This window comes from Streptacidiphilus melanogenes (genome assembly GCF_000787835.1).
In the GTDB taxonomy this organism is placed as follows: domain Bacteria; phylum Actinomycetota; class Actinomycetes; order Streptomycetales; family Streptomycetaceae; genus Streptacidiphilus; species Streptacidiphilus melanogenes.
The window spans coordinates 45541-64285 of sequence record NZ_BBPP01000044.1; the positions used below are offsets into that span (position 1 = coordinate 45541).

The 18745-nt window shown below is 72.1% G+C and carries 18 protein-coding genes and 1 pseudogene; 11 read left to right on the top strand and 8 right to left on the bottom strand.

Features of this window, described 5'->3' with window-relative positions:
• The first annotated feature begins 224 nt into the window (after window positions 1–224).
• From TR49_RS32475 to TR49_RS32490, 4 genes are all read left to right on the top strand, one after another.
• Window positions 225–416, top strand: coding sequence for a YegP family protein (locus TR49_RS32475; RefSeq protein WP_042388010.1), 192 nt, complete (start codon window positions 225–227; stop codon window positions 414–416).
• Window positions 417–458: 42 nt separating this feature from the next.
• Window positions 459–1337, top strand: a complete 879-nt coding sequence (locus TR49_RS32480; RefSeq protein WP_042388012.1) for an alpha/beta fold hydrolase — start codon at window positions 459–461, stop codon at window positions 1335–1337.
• A 61-nt stretch (window positions 1338–1398) separates the two neighbouring features.
• Complete coding sequence (locus tag TR49_RS32485) at window positions 1399–1638, top strand: hypothetical protein (RefSeq protein ID WP_042388013.1); 240 nt, start codon at window positions 1399–1401, stop codon at window positions 1636–1638.
• A gap of 133 nt (window positions 1639–1771) precedes the next feature.
• Window positions 1772–2491 carry a hypothetical protein gene (locus TR49_RS32490; protein WP_042388015.1) on the top strand — a complete coding sequence of 240 codons (720 nt, stop codon included), beginning with the start codon at window positions 1772–1774 and terminating at the stop codon, window positions 2489–2491.
• A gap of 73 nt (window positions 2492–2564) precedes the next feature.
• On the opposite strand, the gene TR49_RS32495 is transcribed toward TR49_RS32490, so the two are convergent.
• A complete protein-coding gene (locus TR49_RS32495; protein WP_042388062.1) occupies window positions 2565–3095 on the bottom strand; it encodes a GNAT family N-acetyltransferase in 531 nt (176 codons plus the stop codon).
• A gap of 74 nt (window positions 3096–3169) precedes the next feature.
• Window positions 3170–6226: a SpoIIE family protein phosphatase gene (locus TR49_RS32500; RefSeq protein ID WP_236653625.1), complete on the bottom strand. Its 3057-nt coding sequence runs from the start codon at window positions 6224–6226 to the stop codon at window positions 3170–3172.
• 704 nt (window positions 6227–6930) lie between these two features.
• Between TR49_RS32500 and TR49_RS32505 the strand changes: the two genes are divergently transcribed.
• Together TR49_RS32505 and TR49_RS32510 are read left to right on the top strand one after the other, a co-directional pair.
• A complete protein-coding gene (locus TR49_RS32505; RefSeq protein WP_201776256.1) occupies window positions 6931–8013 on the top strand; it encodes a GAF domain-containing protein in 1083 nt (360 codons plus the stop codon).
• Between the two features lie 41 nt (window positions 8014–8054).
• The gene (locus TR49_RS32510) at window positions 8055–8555 is read left to right on the top strand and encodes an HIT family protein (RefSeq protein WP_042388018.1); all 501 of its coding nucleotides are present in this window, start codon (window positions 8055–8057) and stop codon (window positions 8553–8555) included.
• A gap of 223 nt (window positions 8556–8778) precedes the next feature.
• On the opposite strand, the pseudogene TR49_RS43240 reads toward TR49_RS32510, so the two are convergent.
• The 3 genes and pseudogenes from TR49_RS43240 to TR49_RS32525 all read right to left on the bottom strand — a co-directional run.
• A pseudogene (locus tag TR49_RS43240) lies at window positions 8779–9024 on the bottom strand (MarR family winged helix-turn-helix transcriptional regulator); the annotation flags it as partial.
• Window positions 9025–9516, bottom strand: coding sequence for a membrane protein (locus TR49_RS45940; protein WP_042388020.1), 492 nt, complete (start codon window positions 9514–9516; stop codon window positions 9025–9027).
• Window positions 9513–10307, bottom strand: coding sequence for a DJ-1/PfpI family protein (locus tag TR49_RS32525; RefSeq protein WP_042388023.1), 795 nt, complete (start codon window positions 10305–10307; stop codon window positions 9513–9515). Before TR49_RS32525 ends, TR49_RS45940 begins: the two co-directional genes overlap by 4 nt.
• A 188-nt stretch (window positions 10308–10495) precedes the next feature.
• On the opposite strand from TR49_RS32525, the gene TR49_RS32530 reads away from it, so the two are divergent.
• Complete coding sequence (locus tag TR49_RS32530) at window positions 10496–11443, top strand: GlxA family transcriptional regulator (RefSeq protein ID WP_042388025.1); 948 nt, start codon at window positions 10496–10498, stop codon at window positions 11441–11443.
• Between the two features lie 160 nt (window positions 11444–11603).
• Entirely contained in the window at window positions 11604–11807 is a 204-nt protein-coding gene (locus TR49_RS32535; RefSeq protein WP_042388026.1) for a cold-shock protein, read from the top strand.
• Between the two features lie 94 nt (window positions 11808–11901).
• Here TR49_RS32535 and TR49_RS32540 read toward each other — a convergent pair whose 3' ends face one another.
• Window positions 11902–12891, bottom strand: a complete 990-nt coding sequence (locus TR49_RS32540; RefSeq protein ID WP_042388028.1) for an alpha/beta hydrolase — start codon at window positions 12889–12891, stop codon at window positions 11902–11904.
• Between the two features lie 159 nt (window positions 12892–13050).
• Here TR49_RS32540 and TR49_RS32545 point away from each other — a divergent pair, with 159 nt between their 5' ends.
• Complete coding sequence (locus TR49_RS32545) at window positions 13051–13515, top strand: MarR family winged helix-turn-helix transcriptional regulator (RefSeq protein WP_042388030.1); 465 nt, start codon at window positions 13051–13053, stop codon at window positions 13513–13515.
• Window positions 13516–14044: 529 nt separating this feature from the next.
• Complete coding sequence (locus tag TR49_RS32550; protein WP_042388032.1) at window positions 14045–15061, top strand: L,D-transpeptidase; 1017 nt, start codon at window positions 14045–14047, stop codon at window positions 15059–15061.
• A 7-nt stretch (window positions 15062–15068) separates the two neighbouring features.
• Here the strand turns inward: TR49_RS32550 and TR49_RS32555 are convergent, their stop codons facing one another.
• Window positions 15069–15479: a DUF779 domain-containing protein gene (locus TR49_RS32555; RefSeq protein WP_042388034.1), complete on the bottom strand. Its 411-nt coding sequence runs from the start codon at window positions 15477–15479 to the stop codon at window positions 15069–15071.
• Window positions 15479–16996 carry an aldehyde dehydrogenase gene (gene adh / locus TR49_RS32560; RefSeq protein WP_042388036.1) on the bottom strand — a complete coding sequence of 506 codons (1518 nt, stop codon included), beginning with the start codon at window positions 16994–16996 and terminating at the stop codon, window positions 15479–15481. The genes TR49_RS32555 and adh overlap by 1 nt, the downstream gene beginning before the upstream one ends.
• Before the next feature lie 578 nt (window positions 16997–17574).
• On the opposite strand from adh, the gene TR49_RS32565 reads away from it, so the two are divergent.
• Window positions 17575–18519 carry a phosphatidylinositol mannoside acyltransferase gene (locus TR49_RS32565; RefSeq protein WP_042388038.1) on the top strand — a complete coding sequence of 315 codons (945 nt, stop codon included), beginning with the start codon at window positions 17575–17577 and terminating at the stop codon, window positions 18517–18519.
• Window positions 18520–18745: the final 226 nt, after the last annotated feature.

The window sequence follows — 18745 nt, forward strand, 5'->3', positions numbered from 1 at the left end:
GCAGGTCCGCGTGGCCCGCCTCGGCATCGCGGGCGACCCCGGGGAACGCTTCGGGAGCGCCCGGCAGCGCCCCGGGAAGCTTCGGGAGCGCTCCGGGAAGCTTCGGGAGCGCTCCGGATGCCGAGGCGGGCGATCGGCGTTAGCTTCTGCAGTAGTCGGTCGGCAACGCAGAGTGACCGGCTGCTGCAGGGTCAGACGACAGAGACGGACGAAGGAGTGCGGGCATGCCCGGCAAGTTCGAGGTCCACATGGACAGGCCGCAGGAGTACCGGTTCACCCTGAAGGCGGCGACGGGCGAGGTCATCGCTCTGAGCGAGGTCTTCGAATCGCGTGAGGCCTGTGAGAAGAGCATCGAGGCCGTGCGCAAGCACGCCCCCTACGCCAAGCTGGTCGAGGCCGGCGCGTCCGTCGGCTGAGCCGCGGGGTTCGCTGTCAGTCGGGCTGGCTAGATTCGCCCCATGACGACAGTGACCGAAAGGGACGTCGCCCTCGGCGACGGCCGCACTCTGCACGTCTACGACACCGGCGAGGCCGCCGACGGCGCGCCTCGCCCGGTGGTGTTCTGGCACCACGGCACGCCCAACACGGGGGAGCCGCCGGTGCCGCTCTTCGCGGCCGCCGAGCGGTTGGGCCTGCGCTGGATCGCCTACGACCGCCCCGGCTACGGCGGTTCGACACGTCACCAGGGGCGTGACATCGCGTCCGTCGCGGCGGAGGCGGCCACCGTCGCGGACGCGCTCGACGTCGGCCGCTTCGCCGTGCTGGGCCATTCCGGCGGCGGCCCGCACGCCCTGGCCTGCGGCGCGCTGCTCCCCGACCGTGTCAGTGCGGTGGTGAGCATCTCGGGGGTCGCCCCGTTCGGCGCCTTCGAGAAGGAGGGCGGGGATTGGTTCGCGGGCATGCACCCCAACGGCGCGGCGGAGCTGCGCGCCGCCCTCGCGGGCCCGGAGGAGCTGGAGAGCGTGCTCGCCGCGGGCGACTTCGATCCCGAGATCTTCACCCCGGAGGACCACACCGCCTTGAGTGCCGGTCCGTGGTCCTGGTTCATGGGCGTCGTCCAGCGGGCGACGGCCGGCGGCCTCGGTGGCATGGTCGACGACGACCTCGCCTATGTCCGCCCCTGGGGCTGCGATTCGGGGCAGATCGGCGTTCCGACGCTGGTGGTCCACGGTGCGGCCGACCGGATGGTCCCCGCCGCCCACGGCGCCTGGCTGGCCGGGCGCTGTCCCGGCGCGGAGTGGTGGGAGCGACCAGGGCAGGGTCACGTCTCCGTCCTCTCGGACGCCGCCGAGGAGGCACTGGCATGGATGGCCGCACGGATCGGAGGGCTCTGTTGAGCGCTCGACTACTGCGCGTGTCGGGCTGGCGCTTCCGTGTGTGCGGACGGATAATTGGATCATGACGGGACAATCCGGGACATCGGTTCGGGTCTGGGTCAAGACCGAGATCGGGCCCCGCCACGTCGTCGCCCAGGCCCACGACGCGCTGAACAACCCGATCGGCGAGGAGGTCGTGGTGACGGAGTCCCACGACCTCTACGAGATGGCGAGACGCTACGGAGTCACCCTGGATCACTTCGACTTCGAGGGCGACAGCGCCGACATCATCGAGTCCATCACACCGCAGGCGGACGCGTAGTGCGCCTGTTCGGTTCGCGGACCGGCCGGGCCGTCCCGCGCCGCTCGGTGCCGCCACAAGCGGACGATGGGCCGTCAAATCGTTATCTCGTGGGGCATTGTGGGGGTCGGACGTCCAGCACCATGGTTGACGCATGTTCGTCGACCTGGTGTCCAAACCCCGTACTCTCGCCCGAGCTGCGCTGACCGTCGCCTATCTGGGGCTGATGGTCATCATGACGATCGTCGCCTGGCAGGGCGCCAAGGTCGACCTCTCCTCGGTCGGCCAGGTCTCCAGCGCGCTCGCGGCGGCTCTGCTCGGCGCCGCCATCAACCCGGGCGGTTCGAGGAAGTCCGCGCAGGCTGCGCCCACCGCGCCTACTGCGCCCACTCGGCCCAGTTCGCCGGTTGCGCCAACGGAGCCGGTCGCACAGGTCGCAGCGGTCGGCGCGGGGCGGGGCACGGCCGGGGCGGACGCGTCCTGGGGGATCCAGGCGGTCGTCGGCTGCGCCGCGCTGCTGGTCACGGCGCTCGCCCTGGTCGTCGACGGCAGCGGTCACACCAACGCCCCCGCCGCCTTCGTGGCCGTCGCGGCGGCGTTCAGCGCACTCTTCCTCGACACCAGCAGCGTCACCCACCCCCTGAACGACACCCCGCCTGCGGTCGGCGCCGTGGCTTCGGCAGGAGCCGCCGCGACGAAGCCCGCGCCCGCCGGAACGGCCGTGAGCGAACCCGTCGCCGTCGAAAGCGCAGCGGCTGAACCCCCGGCGAGCAGTGGACCTGCTGCGGCTGCGGGCGGGGCACCGTCCCCTAAGGCGCAGATCCCCGCTCAGTCCACCGGCAGCGCCGACGACGCCGAATCCCCGAACGGCTGATCTCGCAGCCGAATCAGCCCACGCAGTCGAGCCGGGGTTCGATCTCCGTCTGCCGAACCGTCAGCTCCCCCTGTCAGTCGCCGAAGGCGGGCGCGTAGCGGATCGCGCCGCCGGGGACGGGACGGCCCGGGTCGAGGGCCAGGGCGAGCATCGCCTCGTCCGGCACCTCGAACGGCGGCTTGATGCCGTAGCCGGACGCGGGGACGAAGCCGAAGCGCGGGTAGTAGGCCGGGTGGCCCAGGACCAGCACCAGCTGCTCGCCGGCCGCGTGGGCGGCGTCCAGCAGCGCGTGGATCATCGCGGTCCCCGCGCCGCGCCGCTGCCAGGGCGGGAGGACCGCGACGGGGGCGAGGGCCAGCGCGGGGGTGCCCGACACATGGCACCGCGTCAGCAGCGCGTGGCCGACGACCTCGCCGTCCGGTGCGGTGGCCACCACCGAGAAGCCCGGCGCCCACGCCCCCGGATCCAGCCGGAGCGCGTCGACGAGATCAGCCTCGTTCGGGGTGGGGAAGGCCGTCAGGTTGACGCGGCGGACCGCCGTGATCTCGGAGCCGTCCGTCGCCTCGGGCCGGACGGACCACGCGTACGCGGCGGAGCCGCTCATGGCTCCGGCGGGGTCGCTCGGACGGTACGGCTGGTCAGGGCCCTGCGTGGAGATCATTTCTGCCATGCCTCACCCTATACACCCTGTTCGCCCAGCGTGACGCCCAGCGGTACCCCGGCCGCCTGCGGACGTGGCTCGGCCCGCTTGGCCAGCCCGGCACGGGTCTTGAGCTCGGCCCAGATCACCTTGCCGCCGCCGCTGGTGAAGCGGGTGCCCCAGCGCTCGGCAAGCTGGGCGACCAGGAAGAGGCCGCGCCCGCCCTCGTCCTCGGAGCGTGCGCGGCGCATCCGCGGCGAGACGCTGCTGCCGTCGGCGACCTCGCAGATCAGACCGCGATCGCGCAGCAGTCGGAGCTCCACGGGGCCGGTGGCGTGCCGGATCGCGTTCGTCACCAGTTCGCTGACCATCAGTTCGACCGTTCCCGCGACCTCGGCCAGCCCCCAGGCGCGCAGCCGCGCGCGTACCTGTGCCCGCAGCCCGGCGACGGCCGCGGGTTCCAGCGGCACCGGCCAGCGCGCCACCAGCGCGCCGCTCACGCCCCGCGTCCGGGCGATCAGCAGCGCTACGTCGTCGCGCGGCCGCTCGGGTAAGAGCGCCGACACGACAGCCGTGCAGAGTGCCTCCGGCGTGCGGTCCCGACCGGCTCGTGCGGTCGCGAGCACGTCGGCGAGCCGGGCGAGACCCACGTCGATGTCCCGGTCGCGGTCCTCGATGAGGCCGTCCGTGTAGAGGACGATCTCGCTGTCCTCGGGCAGCGCGAACTCCACGGCCTCGAACGGCGTGCTGCCGAGGCCGAGCGGCGGGCCCGACGGCACCTCGGGGAAGCCGACCGAGCCGTCCGGAAGCAGCAACGCGGGGGACGGGTGACCAGCGCTGGCCAGTGTGCAGCTGTGGCTGACGGGATCGTAGATGACGTAGAGACAGGTCGCCCCGATGATCCCGATGCCGCCCAGCTCGCCCTCCTCCTGGTCCATCGCGTCGACGAGCGCGTCCAGATGGCCGAGCAGCTCCTCCGGCGGGAGGTCGAGGGCCGAGAAGTTGCGGACGGCGGTGCGCAGCCGACCCATCGTCGCGGCGGCGTGGATGCCGTGCCCGACCACATCGCCGACGACCAGCGCGACGCGCGCCCCGGAGAGCGGGATCACGTCGAACCAGTCCCCGCCCACGCCCTCCTGGGCCGGCAGGTAGCGGTGCGCGACCTCGATCGCGGGCAGTTCGGGGAGCGCCCGGGGCAGCAGGCTGCGCTGCAGCGTGAGGGCGAGAGCGTGCTCACGCGTGTAGCGGCGGGCGTTGTCGAGGCAGACGGCGGCTCGGTGCGCCAGCTCCTCGGCGAGCGTCAGATCGTCCCCGTGGAACGGCCCGGCGTCGACGGACCGGTAGAACGACGCCACGCCGAGCACCGTGCCCCGGGCGGAGAGCGGGACCGCGATCACCGCGCCCACGCGGTAGTCCTCCAGCCCCGACTCGGTCCGGACGACGCTCGTCGACTCCTCGTCCAGCACGGCCCGCCCAGAGGTGAGGGCCCGCGCCTGCGCGGAGCCCACGGGGTAGCCGACCGGCGCCCCGACCGGGAGCAGCGCCCCGCGGGCACGTATCGTCCGCGTGGCCGCACGCCGCAGGGGCCCCACATCCGCACCGGCGGGCGCCTCGGCGCCCTCGGGCACCCAGTCGGCCAGGTCGACGGCGGCGTACTGGGCGAACTCCGGCAGCGCCACCTCGGCCAACTCGTGGGCGGTCTGGCCGACGTCGAGGGTGGTGCCGATCCGGACCCCGGCCTCCCACAGCAGCGTGAGACGATGCCGCGCCGCGACGGCGATCCGCCCGACGCCGACGCCGACGCCCGCGCTGAGCGAACCGGGCGCGCCGCTCGTGACCGCCGAGCCCCCGGCTGAGGGCGCGGCTGAGGGCGAGCCCGAGTGCACGGGCGCCCATGGACGCGAGCCCCCGTGGGCGGGCGTGTGGTCCTCGGGCTCGCGGTCGACCGTGCGACGGCTGACCGACCCCTCCCGACCCGAATCGCCGCCGCGGACGGACACCACGGCCCGTGCGGTGACCTCGTCGGCCGCGCCGCCCAGCGGCGGCCTCCCCGGGCGCGGCCTCTCCGGGCACGTGCCCCGGCCCGACGGCACCACGGGGGACGGCACCCAGAGGTGCGGCCCGCGCAGGGGCGGCGCTTCCCGGGACAGCGGCTCCCGGGACACTGCTTCCCGGGTCGGCGTCCCCAGTTCTGTCCCGCCGTGGGACGGTTCTCCGCCGCACCGCGTTCCGGTGCACGGCGCTCCCGGGCGCTGCGCCCCCGGCGATGGCAGCTCGGAGCCTTGCCCCCTCGGGGGCACCACCGCCAGGGCCGGGTGGGCGGGGTGGCGTGCCGTCAGCGCGCGGAGGGGGAGAGCCGCCTCCCAGGATGTGCGGCGGCCGCGGGTCGGCCTGTGCTGGACGGCCCCGCGCCGGGCCGCCGTGCGCAGCGCCCGGTCGTGGTGGGCGCGTTCGCGGAGCGTGTACTGCTCGAGAAGGCGGTGCTCGACCGCCGTTGCGGCCTCGCGGGCGAGCGCGGCCATGAGCGGGTGCGCGTCCCGGCGCCAGGTCGTCAGGTCGACGACGCCGCGGATCGCGCCCGTCAGCGGGTCGCGGATCGGTGCGCCCGTGCAGGCGAAGGCGCGGTGTGCCTCGGAGAAGTGTTCACTGCCGAGGACGACGCCGGGGCGGCCCTCGACCAGGGCTGTGCCGATTCCGTTCGTCCCCGCGTCGTGCTCCGCCCAGCTGAACCCGGGCGCGAGCTGCACCGCGTCCAGATGCCGGTCGAGGGCCGGCTCGCCCGCCCGGCGGTCCATCACCCGGGCGTGGGCGTCGGCCAGCAGTACGCTGACCCGCGTTCCGAGCAGCTGCTCGTGCAGCCGCTCGAGGACGGGCAGTGAGGCCAGCAGCAGGCGCTCCTCCCCGTCCGGATCCGGGTCGTAGCGGAGCTGCGTCCGCTCCGCCGACAGTCCGGTGGCACGGCAGCGTTCCCAGGACGCCAGGACCCCGGCTCGGACGACGCCCCGCACCTCGTCGCCGCCCAGAAACCGCTCGCGCGCCTGCGCCGAGCCCCGATCGCCCCACGATGCGCCCTCCCGTGATGTGCCTTCCCGCACGCCCGCCCACGGTGTCCGCGGCGCTCCCGCCGCGCCCGGAGCACCCGTGCGGGCCCATGCGTCGGCCGAACTCCCCATGACGGCAACCTCCCCGCCCGGTCCCACCCGGGCCGGGCCCCTCCTGCCCTGCTGGTGAGCCGTGGCCGACTCCAGTTGCCGACGCTAGTCCCGTAGCCCCGGAGCGGAAGGATTTCGCCAGCCGTCCACTCGAAGGAGTGAGAACCGATCGATTGGGCGCGCGGGACCGGGCGGCGGCGAATACTGGCAACCGTCTCGTCGGGGCGTCGCTGCGGGGGCTCTTGTCGGCGGCGGCCGAGGCGAGGTAAATGGGAGACGTGAGGACGGACACGGGAGCCCAGCCCGCCGGTGCGGAGCCCGGTGGATCGGGCGGGGTGCCCGACGCGTCGCAACTGCGACGGCTCCGGCAGGAGTTGGAGCGGGCATGGGTGCGCTGGGGCGAGGCTGTCGGCGCGGGCGGCGCTACGGGTGACGGCGACCCGGGCGCCGCCGTAGGGAACGATGCGCTCGGCGGTGCTCCGGCCTTCGGACTCCCGGCCGTGGGATACCCGGCTGCAGGATCCCCGGCCGTCGGAGCGCGGGGCGTCGGCGGCAGGCGGGGGCGATCCGGCCCATGGCGCCCGAAGACGGGCAGCGGGGCGCTGCGCTCCGAGGTGGTGGAATCCTGGGCCCGTAGCGGCGCAAGCGTGGACCGGGCCTGTGTCGAGGCACCGGTGACGGACGCGGACGCGGCGCGCTCCCGCTGGGCCGACTCCCAACTGCGTCGCCCGGTCGGCGCGGTGGCGGACGAGCTGCGCCGCATCACCGAGGACGCGGGTTTCGTGGCGGCCGTGACGGACGAGACCGGCACGATCCTGTGGACGTGCGGCGGCCCGCACATGCGTCGTGCGGCCGAGCGGATCAACTTCGCCCCGGGCGGTCGCTGGGACGAGCAGGCGATGGGGACGAACGCCCTCTCGCTGGCCCTGCTGCGCGGGCAGGCGGCGACGGTGTTCTCGGCCGAGCACTACGTCTCGGCGCTGCACGGCTGGGTCTGCTACTGCGCGCCGATCCGGCACCCCGACGGGCGGGTGCTCGGCGTGCTGGACCTGTCGACGACCTGGGACCGCTCACATCCGCTCGCCCTCTCCACGGTTCGCCTGCTCGCGGCCGGCATCGAGGAGCGGATCCGGGAGCAGGGCGTGGCCGCGTCGCCGCCGGTGGACGCCGAGTTGTGCCTCAGCGTGCTCGGCGAGAGCCCCCGCCTGGAACGCCAGGCGAGGGAGATCCCGCTCCGGCCACGGCAGTTGGAGATCCTTGCGCTGCTGGCCCTGGAACCGGAGGGGTTCACCCCCGAGCGCCTGCGCGATGCTCTCTACGGCGAGCGCCCCGTCTCGGCCTCGACGTTCAAGGCCGAGGTCTCCCACCTGCGCAGCGCACTGGGCGGCGGCATCGCCACCCGTCGCTACGCCCTGACGCGCCCGTTGGCCTGCGACGCGGCGCTGGTCGCGACGGCCGTCGAACGCGGTGACACGCAGACGGCGCTGGCCGTCTACGCCGGGCCGCTGCTCGCCCGCTCGGAGGCCCCGGGCGTCGTCGAGTGGCGTGAGCACCTCCATGTCGCCCTCCGCGAGGCCGTCCTGGCGTCCGGGGACCCCTCCCTGGCCCTCGCCTTCGGCCACCATGCCCGCTACGACATCGCCCTCCACCGCCACGCCCTCTCCCTCCTCGCCCCTGACGACGCCCGCCGCGGCCTCGCGGCGGCGCGGCTCCGCGCGGCGCTGGGATGAGCGTCGCTGGGGTGAACGTCGCGCGTGTACGGTGCGATCTCATGGTGGGCGACTGGCGGGACGACAGGATCGGCACGGCACTGAACGGGACGAACCCCACCGTGCTCCGGCGGCTTGACGCGGGTTTCGCAGTGATCGGTGACGTGCAGTTCCTGCCGGGCTATTCGGTTCTGCTGGTGGACGAGCCCGAGGTGCAGCGTCTGTCCGAGCTGCCGCGGAGCAAGCGGCTGGCCTTCCTCGCCGACATGGACCGGTTGGGTGAGGCCGTGGAGCGGGCCTGCCGGCGGCTGGATCCGGAGTTCCGGCGGGTGAACCTGGAGATCCTCGGCAACACCGACGGTTTCCTGCACGCGCACGTGTGGCCTCGGTTCGAATGGGAGCGCCCGGATCTCGTGAGCCGCCCGGTGTGGTGGTATCCCGTGGAGAACTGGCGCGATCCTGCCTGCGCACTCGGACCGAAGCACGACGCCTTGCGCGAGGCGATCGGCCGGGAGCTCGATGCCTTGGGCGAGTTGACCGCCGGTCCGGCCGACGCGGGATGACACGCCTGCGGGTTGCAGGTTGTGAGGCGTCTGCCTTCAGTGCCTCGGCCCATTCGCTCGTCGACAGCACCTCTCCGCGCCGGGCGAGGACCGTGGTGAGCAGGGTGTGGTGCAGCTCGGGGTCGGGGTCGGCGCAGGCGTCGGACAGGACGGTGACGCGGAAGTCGAGGTCGGCCGCTGCAGGGCGGTGTTCCTGGTGTCGCCGCGCGAGGCGGTGGTCTGGTCATTCCTGGACGAGTCGTTCCAGTACGGACATGGCCGCGATCACGGTCTGCCGTTCGTCTTCGGTGCACTTGCTCTGCAGCTGGGCGGCGAGCCACTCGCCGCGGGCCTGTCGACTCTCCTCGGCTCGTCGGCGTCCCTCGGCGGTCAGCGCGATCACCCGACGCCGACCGTCGGCGGGGTCCGGGCGCCGTTCCACGAGTCCCGCCTCGGCGAGGGAGGAGACCGTGGCCGCCATCGACTGGTGTCACACTCCCGTGGTGGAGCCGGGGCGGAGGATCATCAGCACGGTGACCGTCGCCCAGAGCAGGTTGAAGGAGCCGGTCAGCATGGCCAGGCGCGCGGTCCGCGCGCGCGTGACTTTTGCCGGGACGGCCGTGGCCGGGATGGCGTCCGGCTCGACGAGTTCCGTCAGCAGGCGTTCCTGGGTCGGCAGGACCAACAGCGCCAGCACCAGCGCGGCCGCGCCGGTCAGGGTGATCGAGGCGATCACCCAGGGACTGCCCAGCACGTGCAGCTCACCGGCGGTGGCGAAGCCGAACACGGGCACGGCCAGACCGAGCACGGCGTAGACCCGGCAGATGCGGTGCAGCACCCGGAGCGTGGCGACGGCCTCGGGGCGGTCGGGCGCGCTCGCGGCCCGGCGGGTCGCGGCGGGGAACATGCTGGCTGCCACGGTCACCGGCCCGACGGCGATGATCGCCGCGACGACGTGCAGGACGAGCAGGAGCTTGGTCATCGCGGCTGCACCGCGTCGCTCGCGTGGCCGGCCGCACGCGTGTGGCTCGCGGCGGACACCCGCGCCGGGGCCTGGTCGCGCCAGACCACGCCGCGGCGCTCGTAGGCGAACAGCTGCTCCACCGCGATGGCGATCTGCGGGCCGACCGCCCGCTCCAGCAGGTACAGGCCCAGGTCGAGACCGGAGGTGACGCCCCCGGCGGTGACCAGGTCGCCGTCGTCGACGACCCGGCCTGGTACGACGCGCGCACCGGCGGCCGCGAGGACGTCCAGGCCCTGGTGATGGGTGGTGGCATGGCGGCCGTGCAGGAGTCCGGCCATCGCCAGCAGCAGGGAGCCGCCGCAGACGGTCGCCACCGTGGTGGCCGGTGCGGCCAGCGCCTGGGCCAGCAGCTTCGACAGCTCGGTGGTCAGCGCGCGGGCGAGGATCGCGGGGATCTCGTCGGCGGTATCGGCATCCGCGCCCACACCGACACCGACACCGGCACTGGCTCCGGCACCGGCGTCCGCGCAGACGGCCTCGGCGCCCGGCTGGTCCTCGCCGTGTCCGGGGAGCCTGCCCGCCGCGCCGGGCACCACGACCAGGTCGGCGCGGTCCGGGTCCAGGCGCGCCACGGCTCGCAGCGAGACGCCGTGGACTCCGCTCGGCACCTCCCGGTCGCCTTCCGCGCAGACCAGTTCCACGGTGATGGTCACCTCGTCGGTGAAGGCCCTCGCTGCGCTGAGGACCTCGAGCGGTCCGATGACGTCCATCGGGTCGAAGCCGTCGAAGAGTACGAACTGGACCAGCATCAGTGCCCCTCACATGTCCGGTCGGTTGACTGCCGCGCTCACGCTAGGCGGGTCGCCGGCCCGCAACCATGGGCTGGAATGACACGTTCCAACGGGTTCCGGCCAAGCCCCTGACCAGCACCATCGGCACCTCATGCCTGATGACCTGCGAACTGTGGTGCGGCTGAAACCAGGCATAAGCTGCACTCGTGCACACGGTGGCGATTCTCGCGCTGGACCAGACGGTGCCCTTCGACATGGCCATCCCGGTCGAGGTGTTCGGGCGGGTCCGCTTGCCGGACGGGCGCCGTCCCTACCGTCTACGGGTTTGCGGCACCCGGCCGCAGGTGGAGACCGAGACGTTCACGATCAACGCCCCGTGGGGGCTGGACGGCCTCGCCGGAGCCGACACGATCATCGTTCCCGGCCGGGCCGAGCACGCGGGGCCGCCACCCGCCGAGGCTCTCCGGGCGCTGCGGGACGCCGCCGCTCGCGGCACGCGCATCGCGTCGATCTGCGGCGGCGCGTTCACCCTCGCCGCCACCGGCCTGCTGGACGGCCTGGCCGCGACCACCCACTGGATCGCCGCGGACGAACTCGCCCGGCAGTACCCGGCGGTCGAGGTGCGCCCGGAGGTCCTCTATGTGGACAACGGCCTGCTGCTCACGTCCGCGGGCGCGTCCGCCGGGCTGGACCTGTGCCTTCACCTGGTGCGGCGCGACCTGGGCTCGGCGGTGGCGGCGGACGCCGCCCGGCTGGCCGTCACCCCCTTGGAGCGCGAGGGAGGCCAGGCCCAGTACATCGTCCACGAGCGCCCGCCCCTGCCGACCGGCTCGCTGCTGGAACCCACCCTGACGTGGATCCAGGACCACCTCGGCGAGGAGCTCACCTTGCAGGACCTGGCCGACCGCTGCGGCATGAGCACCCGCACGTTCAGCCGACGCTTCCGCGAGCAGACCGGCACGACACCCCTCCAGTGGCTGCTGCGCGCACGCGTCCGCCACGCCCAGTACCTGCTGGAGAACACCGATCACCCCGTCGAACGCATTGCCGTCCAGGCCGGATTCGGTTCCGCAACCGCCTTCCGCGAACGCTTCAAGCGCATCGCCGGCACCACTCCGCAGGCCTACCGGACCACTTTCCGCAGCGCGTCCTGACTCGCGACGCGAGCGCGCATGCGAGGCGTCCACGAACACCCTGCCGTAGCGTGATCTCAGAGACTCGCTGTCCGCTGTTCCGCTTCATCCGCTGTTCGTGGACGCGACCGACCCATGGTCAGCAGATGTTGCTGGCCCCGCCCCGACAGGGAGCAGCGCAATGGCAACTGGCACCGTCAAGTGGTTCAACGCCGAGAAGGGCTTCGGCTTCATCGAGCAGGACGGCGGCGGCCCGGACGTGTTCGTGCACTTCCGTGCGATCACCGGCAGCGGCTTCAAGGAGCTCCAGGAGGGAGAGCACGTGACGTTCGACGTCACCCAGGGTCCCAAGGGTCCGCAGGCCGAGAACGTCGTCCGCGGCTGACGTCGAACAGAGCGTGAGGCAGCCCGAGGCCCTGGCGGCCGGGGGACGGCGGGGTCTCGGGCTGGATCAGGGCGGGCGGGATCGCCCGTTCCGCTCAGGCGGTGTGCAGGGCCTCGCGGAGGTATGCCGTCGCCTGGGCGATGGCGGCCTCGGCGGCGTGGGTGCCGCGCAGGGCGTTGAGCATCACGAAGTCGTGGATGATGCCCTGGTAGCGGACGGCGGTGACGGGGACGCCGGCCTGGCGGAGCTTGTTCGCGTAGGCCTCGCCCTCGTCGCGCAGCACGTCGGCCTCGCCGGTGATGACCAGGGCCGGCGGCAGGCCCGTGAGCTGTTCGGTGGTGGCGCGCAGCGGCGAGGCGGTGATCTCGGCGCGCTGGGCCGGGTCGGTCGTGTACTGGTCCCAGAACCACTGCATGGCGTCACGGCGCAGGAAGTAGCCCCCGGCGAACTGGTGGTAGGAGCCGGTGTCGAAGGACGCGTCGGTGACGGGATAGAACAGCACCTGCGCGAGCAGCGGCAGGCCGCCGCGCTCCTTGGCCATGAGGGTGAGCGCCGCGCTCATGTTGCCGCCGACGCTGTCCCCCGCGACGGCGATCCGCGAGGCGTCGAGCCCCTTGGCTGCGCCGTCGGTGACGACCCACCGGGCGACGGCGAAGTTCTGCTCGATGGCGACGGGGTAGCGGGCCTCGGGCGAGAGGTCGTACTCGGGGAAGACCACCGCGGCGTTCGCGCCGACCGCGAGCTCGCGCACCAGCCGGTCGTGCGTGTGGGCGTTGCCGAACACCCAGCCCGCGCCGTGGATGTAGACGATCACCGGCAGCGTGCCGGCGGCACCGGCCGGCTTCACGAGCCGTGCACGGACCGAGCCGGTGGGACCGCCGGGGACGGTGATCCACTCCTCGTCGACGGCCGGCTTGGTGATCTCGCCGGACTGGACCTCGTCGACCGCCTTGCGTCCCTCGACGGGGCCCAGGTCGAACAGGAACGGCGGCTTCGCCGTCGCTGCGGCGAACTCGGCCGCGGCCTGCTCGAGGACGGGGGCGGCGGGTGTGGCGGTGGTGGGAGTGGAGGCGTGCTCGGTCATGGCGGACTCCTCGAAAGGGGAGCCGGGAGGGCTCCGTCTGGCGAATAACCTAGGGCACGATTACCTCGTGCACAAGTTAAACGTGGACGTTGCCATCGCGGGCGTTGCCATCGCCCCGTTGGTAACCTGGTCGGGTCACATCCGGATCGGAGAAGCCTGATGACCGCCGCCGACCACCCCCGCGCCGCCCAGCCGGGCGGGTTCTCGACGCTGCTCGACGACCAGCTCTGCTTCGCCCTCTACGCGGCCTCGCGTGCGGTGACGCAGCGCTATCGGCCGCTGCTGGAGGAGCTCGGGCTGACCTACCCGCAGTACCTGGTCCTGCTGGTGCTGTGGGAGCACGACAGCGTCCCGGTCAAGGACATCGGCGTGGCGCTGCAGCTCGACTACGGCACCCTCACCCCGCTGATCAAGCGACTCGAGACCAGCGGTCTGGTCCGGCGTGAGCGCTCCCCGCAGGACGAGCGCACCGTCCAGGTCAGCCTCACCGAGCAGGGCGAGGAGCTGCGCGTGCGCGCCCGGACGGTGCCCCAGGCCATCGGCGAAGCGATGGCCCTCCCGCCGCAGGACTTCGACGACGTCCGACGGATCCTGCGGCAGCTGACGGAGAACGTCTCCCGTTAGGGCTGTACGACGTCACAGCGCCCCGGTGGGAGGGAACGCCGCGACGCGCGGCGCGTCAGAGATGATGCGACGCCGGGTGCGGGCCGCAGCCAGGTGCTCGGCGACCAGACGGCGCGAGCCTTAGTGCCTGGGCGGTCCGTTCGACCAGGGCGTGGTTCCCCGCCGTAGCCCCCTCCGCGCCCAGGAGCCGCTGCAGGTCGGCGAGTGCATGGGCCAGCGGCCGGGTCGCGCCGGCCGCACCGGCGAACTGCTTGCGGATCGGCAGCAGGTGCCTCACCAGCGTGGCGCTGCTTGATCATCCGACCCGGACAATGACCTACCTGCCCGCCTCCGCATTCCGTGCGCGTTCCGTGCGCTTCAGGTTCTCCCAGGTCAGAGTGGGTGGAACGTTCCAGCGTTCCATCGAGGGCGGCGAACGCGGCCCCGGCGACGACATCGACTGCAAGGTGGTGGCACCGCAGCCCCGGACGATCACCGTCCGAGCTGCGGGAACCGGTCGAGTCGAGCTGATGGTGAGTGGAGCAGGTACGTGGGGCGGATCAAGGGCTGCATCGGGATAGCGCTGCTGGCGGGGGCGGTGGTGGCCGGCGCGAGCGGTTGCGGGGGGAGCGTGTCCGCCGGGGCGGGCGCTGCATCAGGCCCGCAGGCAGGCGCGAGTGCGAGCACGGGGGCGGGTTCGGGTGGGGGTGGCAGCGTGAGCGCCTCGCCGACGCGCCCGGCCGGTCCGCCGATGCTGTTGAACACCATCGCCCCGGCCGACGGCAGCACGGTCGGCGTCGCGATGCCGATCTCCATCGCGTTCACCAAGCCGGTCGCGCCCTCCGCGCGTAAGACGGTCGAACAGCACCTCAAGGTCACCACCTCGGCGCCGGTCACCGGCGCCTGGCACTGGTTCGGCGACGCCCGTGTCGACTGGCGGCCGCAGACCTACTGGAAGCCCGGCACCAAGGTCACCGTCACGGCGGCCCTGCAGGGTGTGGCGGACGGCAACGGCCGGTACGGCACCCACGCCTACACGCACAGCTTCACCATCGGTCCCGACATCGAGACCACCGTCAGCGTTCCCGGGCACACCATGGTGGTCAAGCGCGACGGCGCGGTCGTCAGGACGATGCCCATCGACGCCGGCAGCCCCTCGTTCCCGTCCTGGGACGGCACGATGGCCGTGATGGACAAGCAGCCCGAAGTGCACATGACCTCCTGCAGCGTCCACATCACCTGCGACCCGAAGAACCCCAACTTCTACGACCTGACCCTGCCCTGGGACGTCCACCTGACCGGCTCCGGCACGTACGTCCACTACTCCGACGGCGACAAGCACCCCGGGCACAGCGTCGGCTCGCACGGCTGCGTTCACCTGTCCATGACCGACGCGACATGGTTCTACGACTACGTCCACGTGGGGGACCCCGTCACCATCACCGGCTCCCCGCGCGGCGCCGCGCTGGCGGACAACGGCTACGCGTCCTTCGATCTCACCTGGCCGCAGTGGCTCGCGGGCAGCGCGAACGGCCCGGAGACCACCACGGCCGGCGCCTCCGCCTGACCTGCGGTCACGGCTCCTGGTCGGCCCCGGTCGGGGGTGGGGGTTCGGCGTCGATGCGGGCGAGTTCCGCGTCCGTGAGCAGCCGGGAGCGGATGAGGAAGCGGACGCCTTCCGGTGCTTCGATCGAGAAGCCGCTGCCGCGGCCGGGGACGACGTCGACGGTGAGGTGGGTGTGCTGCCAGTAGGCGAACTGGTCGGCGCTCATCCAGAACGGCGTGTCGTCGTCGAGGACGCCCAGCAGCACGTCCCGCGCGCCGACGCGGAACTCGCCGCGTGGGTAGCACATGGGCGCGCTGCCGTCGCAGCATCCGCCGGACTGGTGGAACATCAGCGGGCCGTGCTGACCGGCCAGCCGCCGCAGGAGCGCGGCGGCCGGCTCGGTCAGCTCCACCCGCGCGGTGCGCGGGGCGGCGCCCATCAGAAGAAGCCGAGCTTCTTGTCGGAGTAGCTCACCAGCAGGTTCTTGGTCTGCTGGTAGTGGTCCAGCATCATCTTGTGGTTCTCGCGCCCGATCCCGGACTTCTTGAAGCCACCGAACGCTGCATGAGCAGGGTACAAATGGTACGAATTGGTCCAGACGCGGCCGGCCTTGATGGCGCGTCCGAAGCGGTAGGCGGTGTTGCCGTCGCGGGTCCAGACGCCGGCGCCGAGGCCGTAGAGGGTGTCGTTGGCGATGGCCAGGGCCTGGTCCTGGGTGTCGAAGGTGGTGACGGAGACGACGGGGCCGAAGATCTCCTCCTGGAAGATCCGCATGTCGTTGCGGCCCTTGAAGATGGTGGGTTCGATGTAGTAGCCGCCTTCGAGGCCGGTGACCTTGCGGGGGCCGCCGCCGGTGAGGATCTGGGCGCCTTCCTTGGTGCCGATGTCGATGTAGGAGAGGATCTTCTCGTACTGGTCGTTGCTGGCCTGTGCGCCGATCATGGTGGCGGGGTCGAGGGGGTCGCCGCCGACGATGGCTTCGGTGCGGGCGATGCAGCGGGCCATGAACTCGTCGTAGATGGAGGAGTGGACCAGGGCGCGGGAGGGGCAGGTGCAGACCTCGCCCTGGTTGAGGGCGAACATGACGAACCCTTCGACGGCCTTGTCGAGGTAGTCGTCGTCGTGGGCGGTGACGTCGGGCAGGAAGATGTTGGGGCTCTTGCCGCCGAGTTCGAGGGTGACGGGGATGATGTTCTCGGAGGCGTACTGCATGATCAGGCGTCCGGTGGTGGTCTCACCGGTGAACGCGACCTTGGCGACGCGGGGGCTGGAGGCGAGGGGCTTGCCTGCTTCGACGCCGTAGCCGTTGACGATGTTGACGACGCCGGGCGGGAGCAGGTCGGCGATGAGTTCCATCACGACCAGGATGCTGACGGGGGTCTGCTCGGCCGGCTTGATGACGACGCAGTTGCCGGCGGCCAGCGCCGGTGCGAGCTTCCACGCGGCCATGAGGATGGGGAAGTTCCAGGGGATGATCTGGCCGACGACGCCGAGGGGCTCGTGGAAGTGGTAGGCGACGGTGTCCTCGTCGATCTGCGAGATGCTGCCTTCCTGGGCCCGCACCATGCCGGCGAAGTAGCGGAAGTGGTCCACCGTCAGCGGGAGGTCCGCCGCCAGGGTCTCGCGGACGGGTTTGCCGTTCTCCCAGGTCTCGGTGAGGGCGAGGACTTCGAGGTGCTGTTCGATGCGGTCGGCGATGCGGTTGAGGGTGTTGGCGCGTTCGGTGGGTGAGGTCTTGCCCCAGGCGTCGGCGGCGCGGTGGGCTGCGTCGAGGGCGCGTTCGATGTCGGGTGCGGTGGAGCGGGCGACCTGGCAGAACGTCTCGCCGGTGACGGGGCTGGGGTTGTCGAAGTACTGGCCCTCGGCGGGCGCGGCCCAGTCGCCGCCGATGAAGTTGTCGTAGCGGGGCTTGAAGTTGAAGATGCTGCCCTCGGTCCCGGGCTGGGCGTAGACCATGTCGAGCTCCTCATCGAGCGTCGGGTGGGTTCCCGGGACACTCTTGCCGCCCAAGGTTGGCGAAAGGTTGGCGCGGATCGCGGGCAGCCGACCCACCGCCGCGCAGGGGGAGCAAACCGAGCCGACCCCAGTGGCCCGCCGCGTCGACGGCACGATCCGGACGTCGGCCGAGTGGGAGCGAGCGTGACAGCAATCAGCGGCGGGGTGGCATCACACGTTGGGCGTAGGCCTGGATGGTTCGACGGCCCGCAGGCGCACCCTCGGGAAGCTGGCATTCTGGCCGAGTTTGGTCGTGTTCGGCCGGCTCGATCTCGAGCGAGCAGAGGACCGGGTCGGATAGAGGCCAGACGGCCCATCAGGGGTGCACGCCGAATTGACGATCCGTCAGGAGAGTCAAGCCCGTGCTGCGGTGCTCGAAGACTCCCAGTCCTGGCGCGGCGGCCAGGCGAAATCGGAGACGGACGTCCGGCCTGGGGCCGAGGTCGGCTGTGGCGCGGCCTTGAGGTCCGCGGGTGCCTCATCCGCGGCGGGGGCGAATTCGAGCGCGGCGTCCTGGTCAAACGTGACACCGTGGCCGCATGGGCATCAAAGACCGGGTCATCGGGTGCGGCTATGGAGCCGCCTGGTCACTGATCGGGGTCATGCCGGAGGGCATGGCCTACCGTATGTTCGACCGTATCGCCGACGGTCTCTGGAAGCGGCGCGGCACGCAGGTCCTGCAGTTGGAGGCGAACCTCCTCAGGGTCCTGGGAAAGGACACGACGCCGGAGCTTCTCGCCGCGACGTCCCGCAAGGGTATGCGATCGGCCCTGCGGTACTACAGCGAGGCGTTCCGGATGAACGGGTGGGACCAGAAGCGCATCGTGGACAGTGTCGACATCGCGGACGAAGATCGTGCACGTATCGCCGAGGTGGTCCACTCAGACCGCGGCGCCGTGCTGGCGCTCGGCCACACCGGCAACTACGACCACGCCGGAGCATGGCTCATCGTGACGCACTCCATCGAGTTCACCACGGTCGCCGAGAACCTCAAGCCCGAGGCGGTCGCTGAACGATTCTGGAACTACCGCCGCAAGCTCGGGATGGAAGTGCTGCCGCACGACGGCGGACCATCAGTCTTCGGGACCCTGGCGCGGCGGCTTCGGGAGGGCCGCACCGTCTGCCTCGTCGCAGATCGCGACCTCGGCGCCTCCGGGATCGCAGTGAACCTCTTCGGCGAGACCACGCGGATGGCCGCCGGACCGGCGGCGCTCGCAGTACGGACCAACTGCGGGCTGTATCCGGTGAACCTCTGGTACTCGGGTCCGGGCCGGATGGGTATCAGAGTCCATCCGGAGATCCCGGTGCCTTCCGAAGGCACTCGGCAGGAGAAAATCGCCCGGATGACTCAAGCGCTTGCAGACGCCTACGCGGAGGGGATCGCCGCCCATCCCGAGGACTGGCACATGTTGCAGAAGTACTTCCTGGCCGACCTGGATCCGGGCAAAACTCCGCGGTCGGCCCCGGCAACCCTCGCCGAGTAGGCCGGATCCTGAAGATCGGCGCGGTCTGCTCGCCGGCGTCCGGGTGCCGCGCATGAACTCGGCGCAACGCTGCGCGGGTACCGCCGTCCCAGCTGACCAGGCCGGATGATTTGTCGGTACCCGCATTGCTCGCAGCACAGGAGAACCTCGAAGGCGCTCGACTGCGGGAAGCCGGTCCCGCCGCGTGAGCGGCGGGGCCGGAACCCGGGATCCTCCTGGGTCCACT

What these genes read in the sequence shown, in the direction of transcription:
- TR49_RS32475 (WP_042388010.1), top strand. Translation starts at nt 225, where the DNA reads ATGCCCGGCAAGTTCGAGGTCCACATGGACAGGCCGCAGGAGTACCGG.
- TR49_RS32480 (WP_042388012.1), top strand. Translation starts at nt 459, where the DNA reads ATGACGACAGTGACCGAAAGGGACGTCGCCCTCGGCGACGGCCGCACT.
- TR49_RS32485 (WP_042388013.1), top strand. Translation starts at nt 1,399, where the DNA reads ATGACGGGACAATCCGGGACATCGGTTCGGGTCTGGGTCAAGACCGAG.
- TR49_RS32490 (WP_042388015.1), top strand. Translation starts at nt 1,772, where the DNA reads ATGTTCGTCGACCTGGTGTCCAAACCCCGTACTCTCGCCCGAGCTGCG.
- TR49_RS32495 (WP_042388062.1), bottom strand. Translation starts at nt 3,095, where the DNA reads ATGAGCGGCTCCGCCGCGTACGCGTGGTCCGTCCGGCCCGAGGCGACG.
- TR49_RS32510 (WP_042388018.1), top strand. Translation starts at nt 8,055, where the DNA reads ATGGTGGGCGACTGGCGGGACGACAGGATCGGCACGGCACTGAACGGG.
- TR49_RS45940 (WP_042388020.1), bottom strand. Translation starts at nt 9,516, where the DNA reads ATGACCAAGCTCCTGCTCGTCCTGCACGTCGTCGCGGCGATCATCGCC.
- TR49_RS32525 (WP_042388023.1), bottom strand. Translation starts at nt 10,307, where the DNA reads ATGCTGGTCCAGTTCGTACTCTTCGACGGCTTCGACCCGATGGACGTC.
- TR49_RS32535 (WP_042388026.1), top strand. Translation starts at nt 11,604, where the DNA reads ATGGCAACTGGCACCGTCAAGTGGTTCAACGCCGAGAAGGGCTTCGGC.
- TR49_RS32540 (WP_042388028.1), bottom strand. Translation starts at nt 12,891, where the DNA reads ATGACCGAGCACGCCTCCACTCCCACCACCGCCACACCCGCCGCCCCC.
- TR49_RS32545 (WP_042388030.1), top strand. Translation starts at nt 13,051, where the DNA reads ATGACCGCCGCCGACCACCCCCGCGCCGCCCAGCCGGGCGGGTTCTCG.
- TR49_RS32555 (WP_042388034.1), bottom strand. Translation starts at nt 15,479, where the DNA reads ATGGGCGCCGCCCCGCGCACCGCGCGGGTGGAGCTGACCGAGCCGGCC.
- adh (WP_042388036.1), bottom strand. Translation starts at nt 16,996, where the DNA reads ATGGTCTACGCCCAGCCCGGGACCGAGGGCAGCATCTTCAACTTCAAG.
- TR49_RS32565 (WP_042388038.1), top strand. Translation starts at nt 17,575, where the DNA reads ATGGGCATCAAAGACCGGGTCATCGGGTGCGGCTATGGAGCCGCCTGG.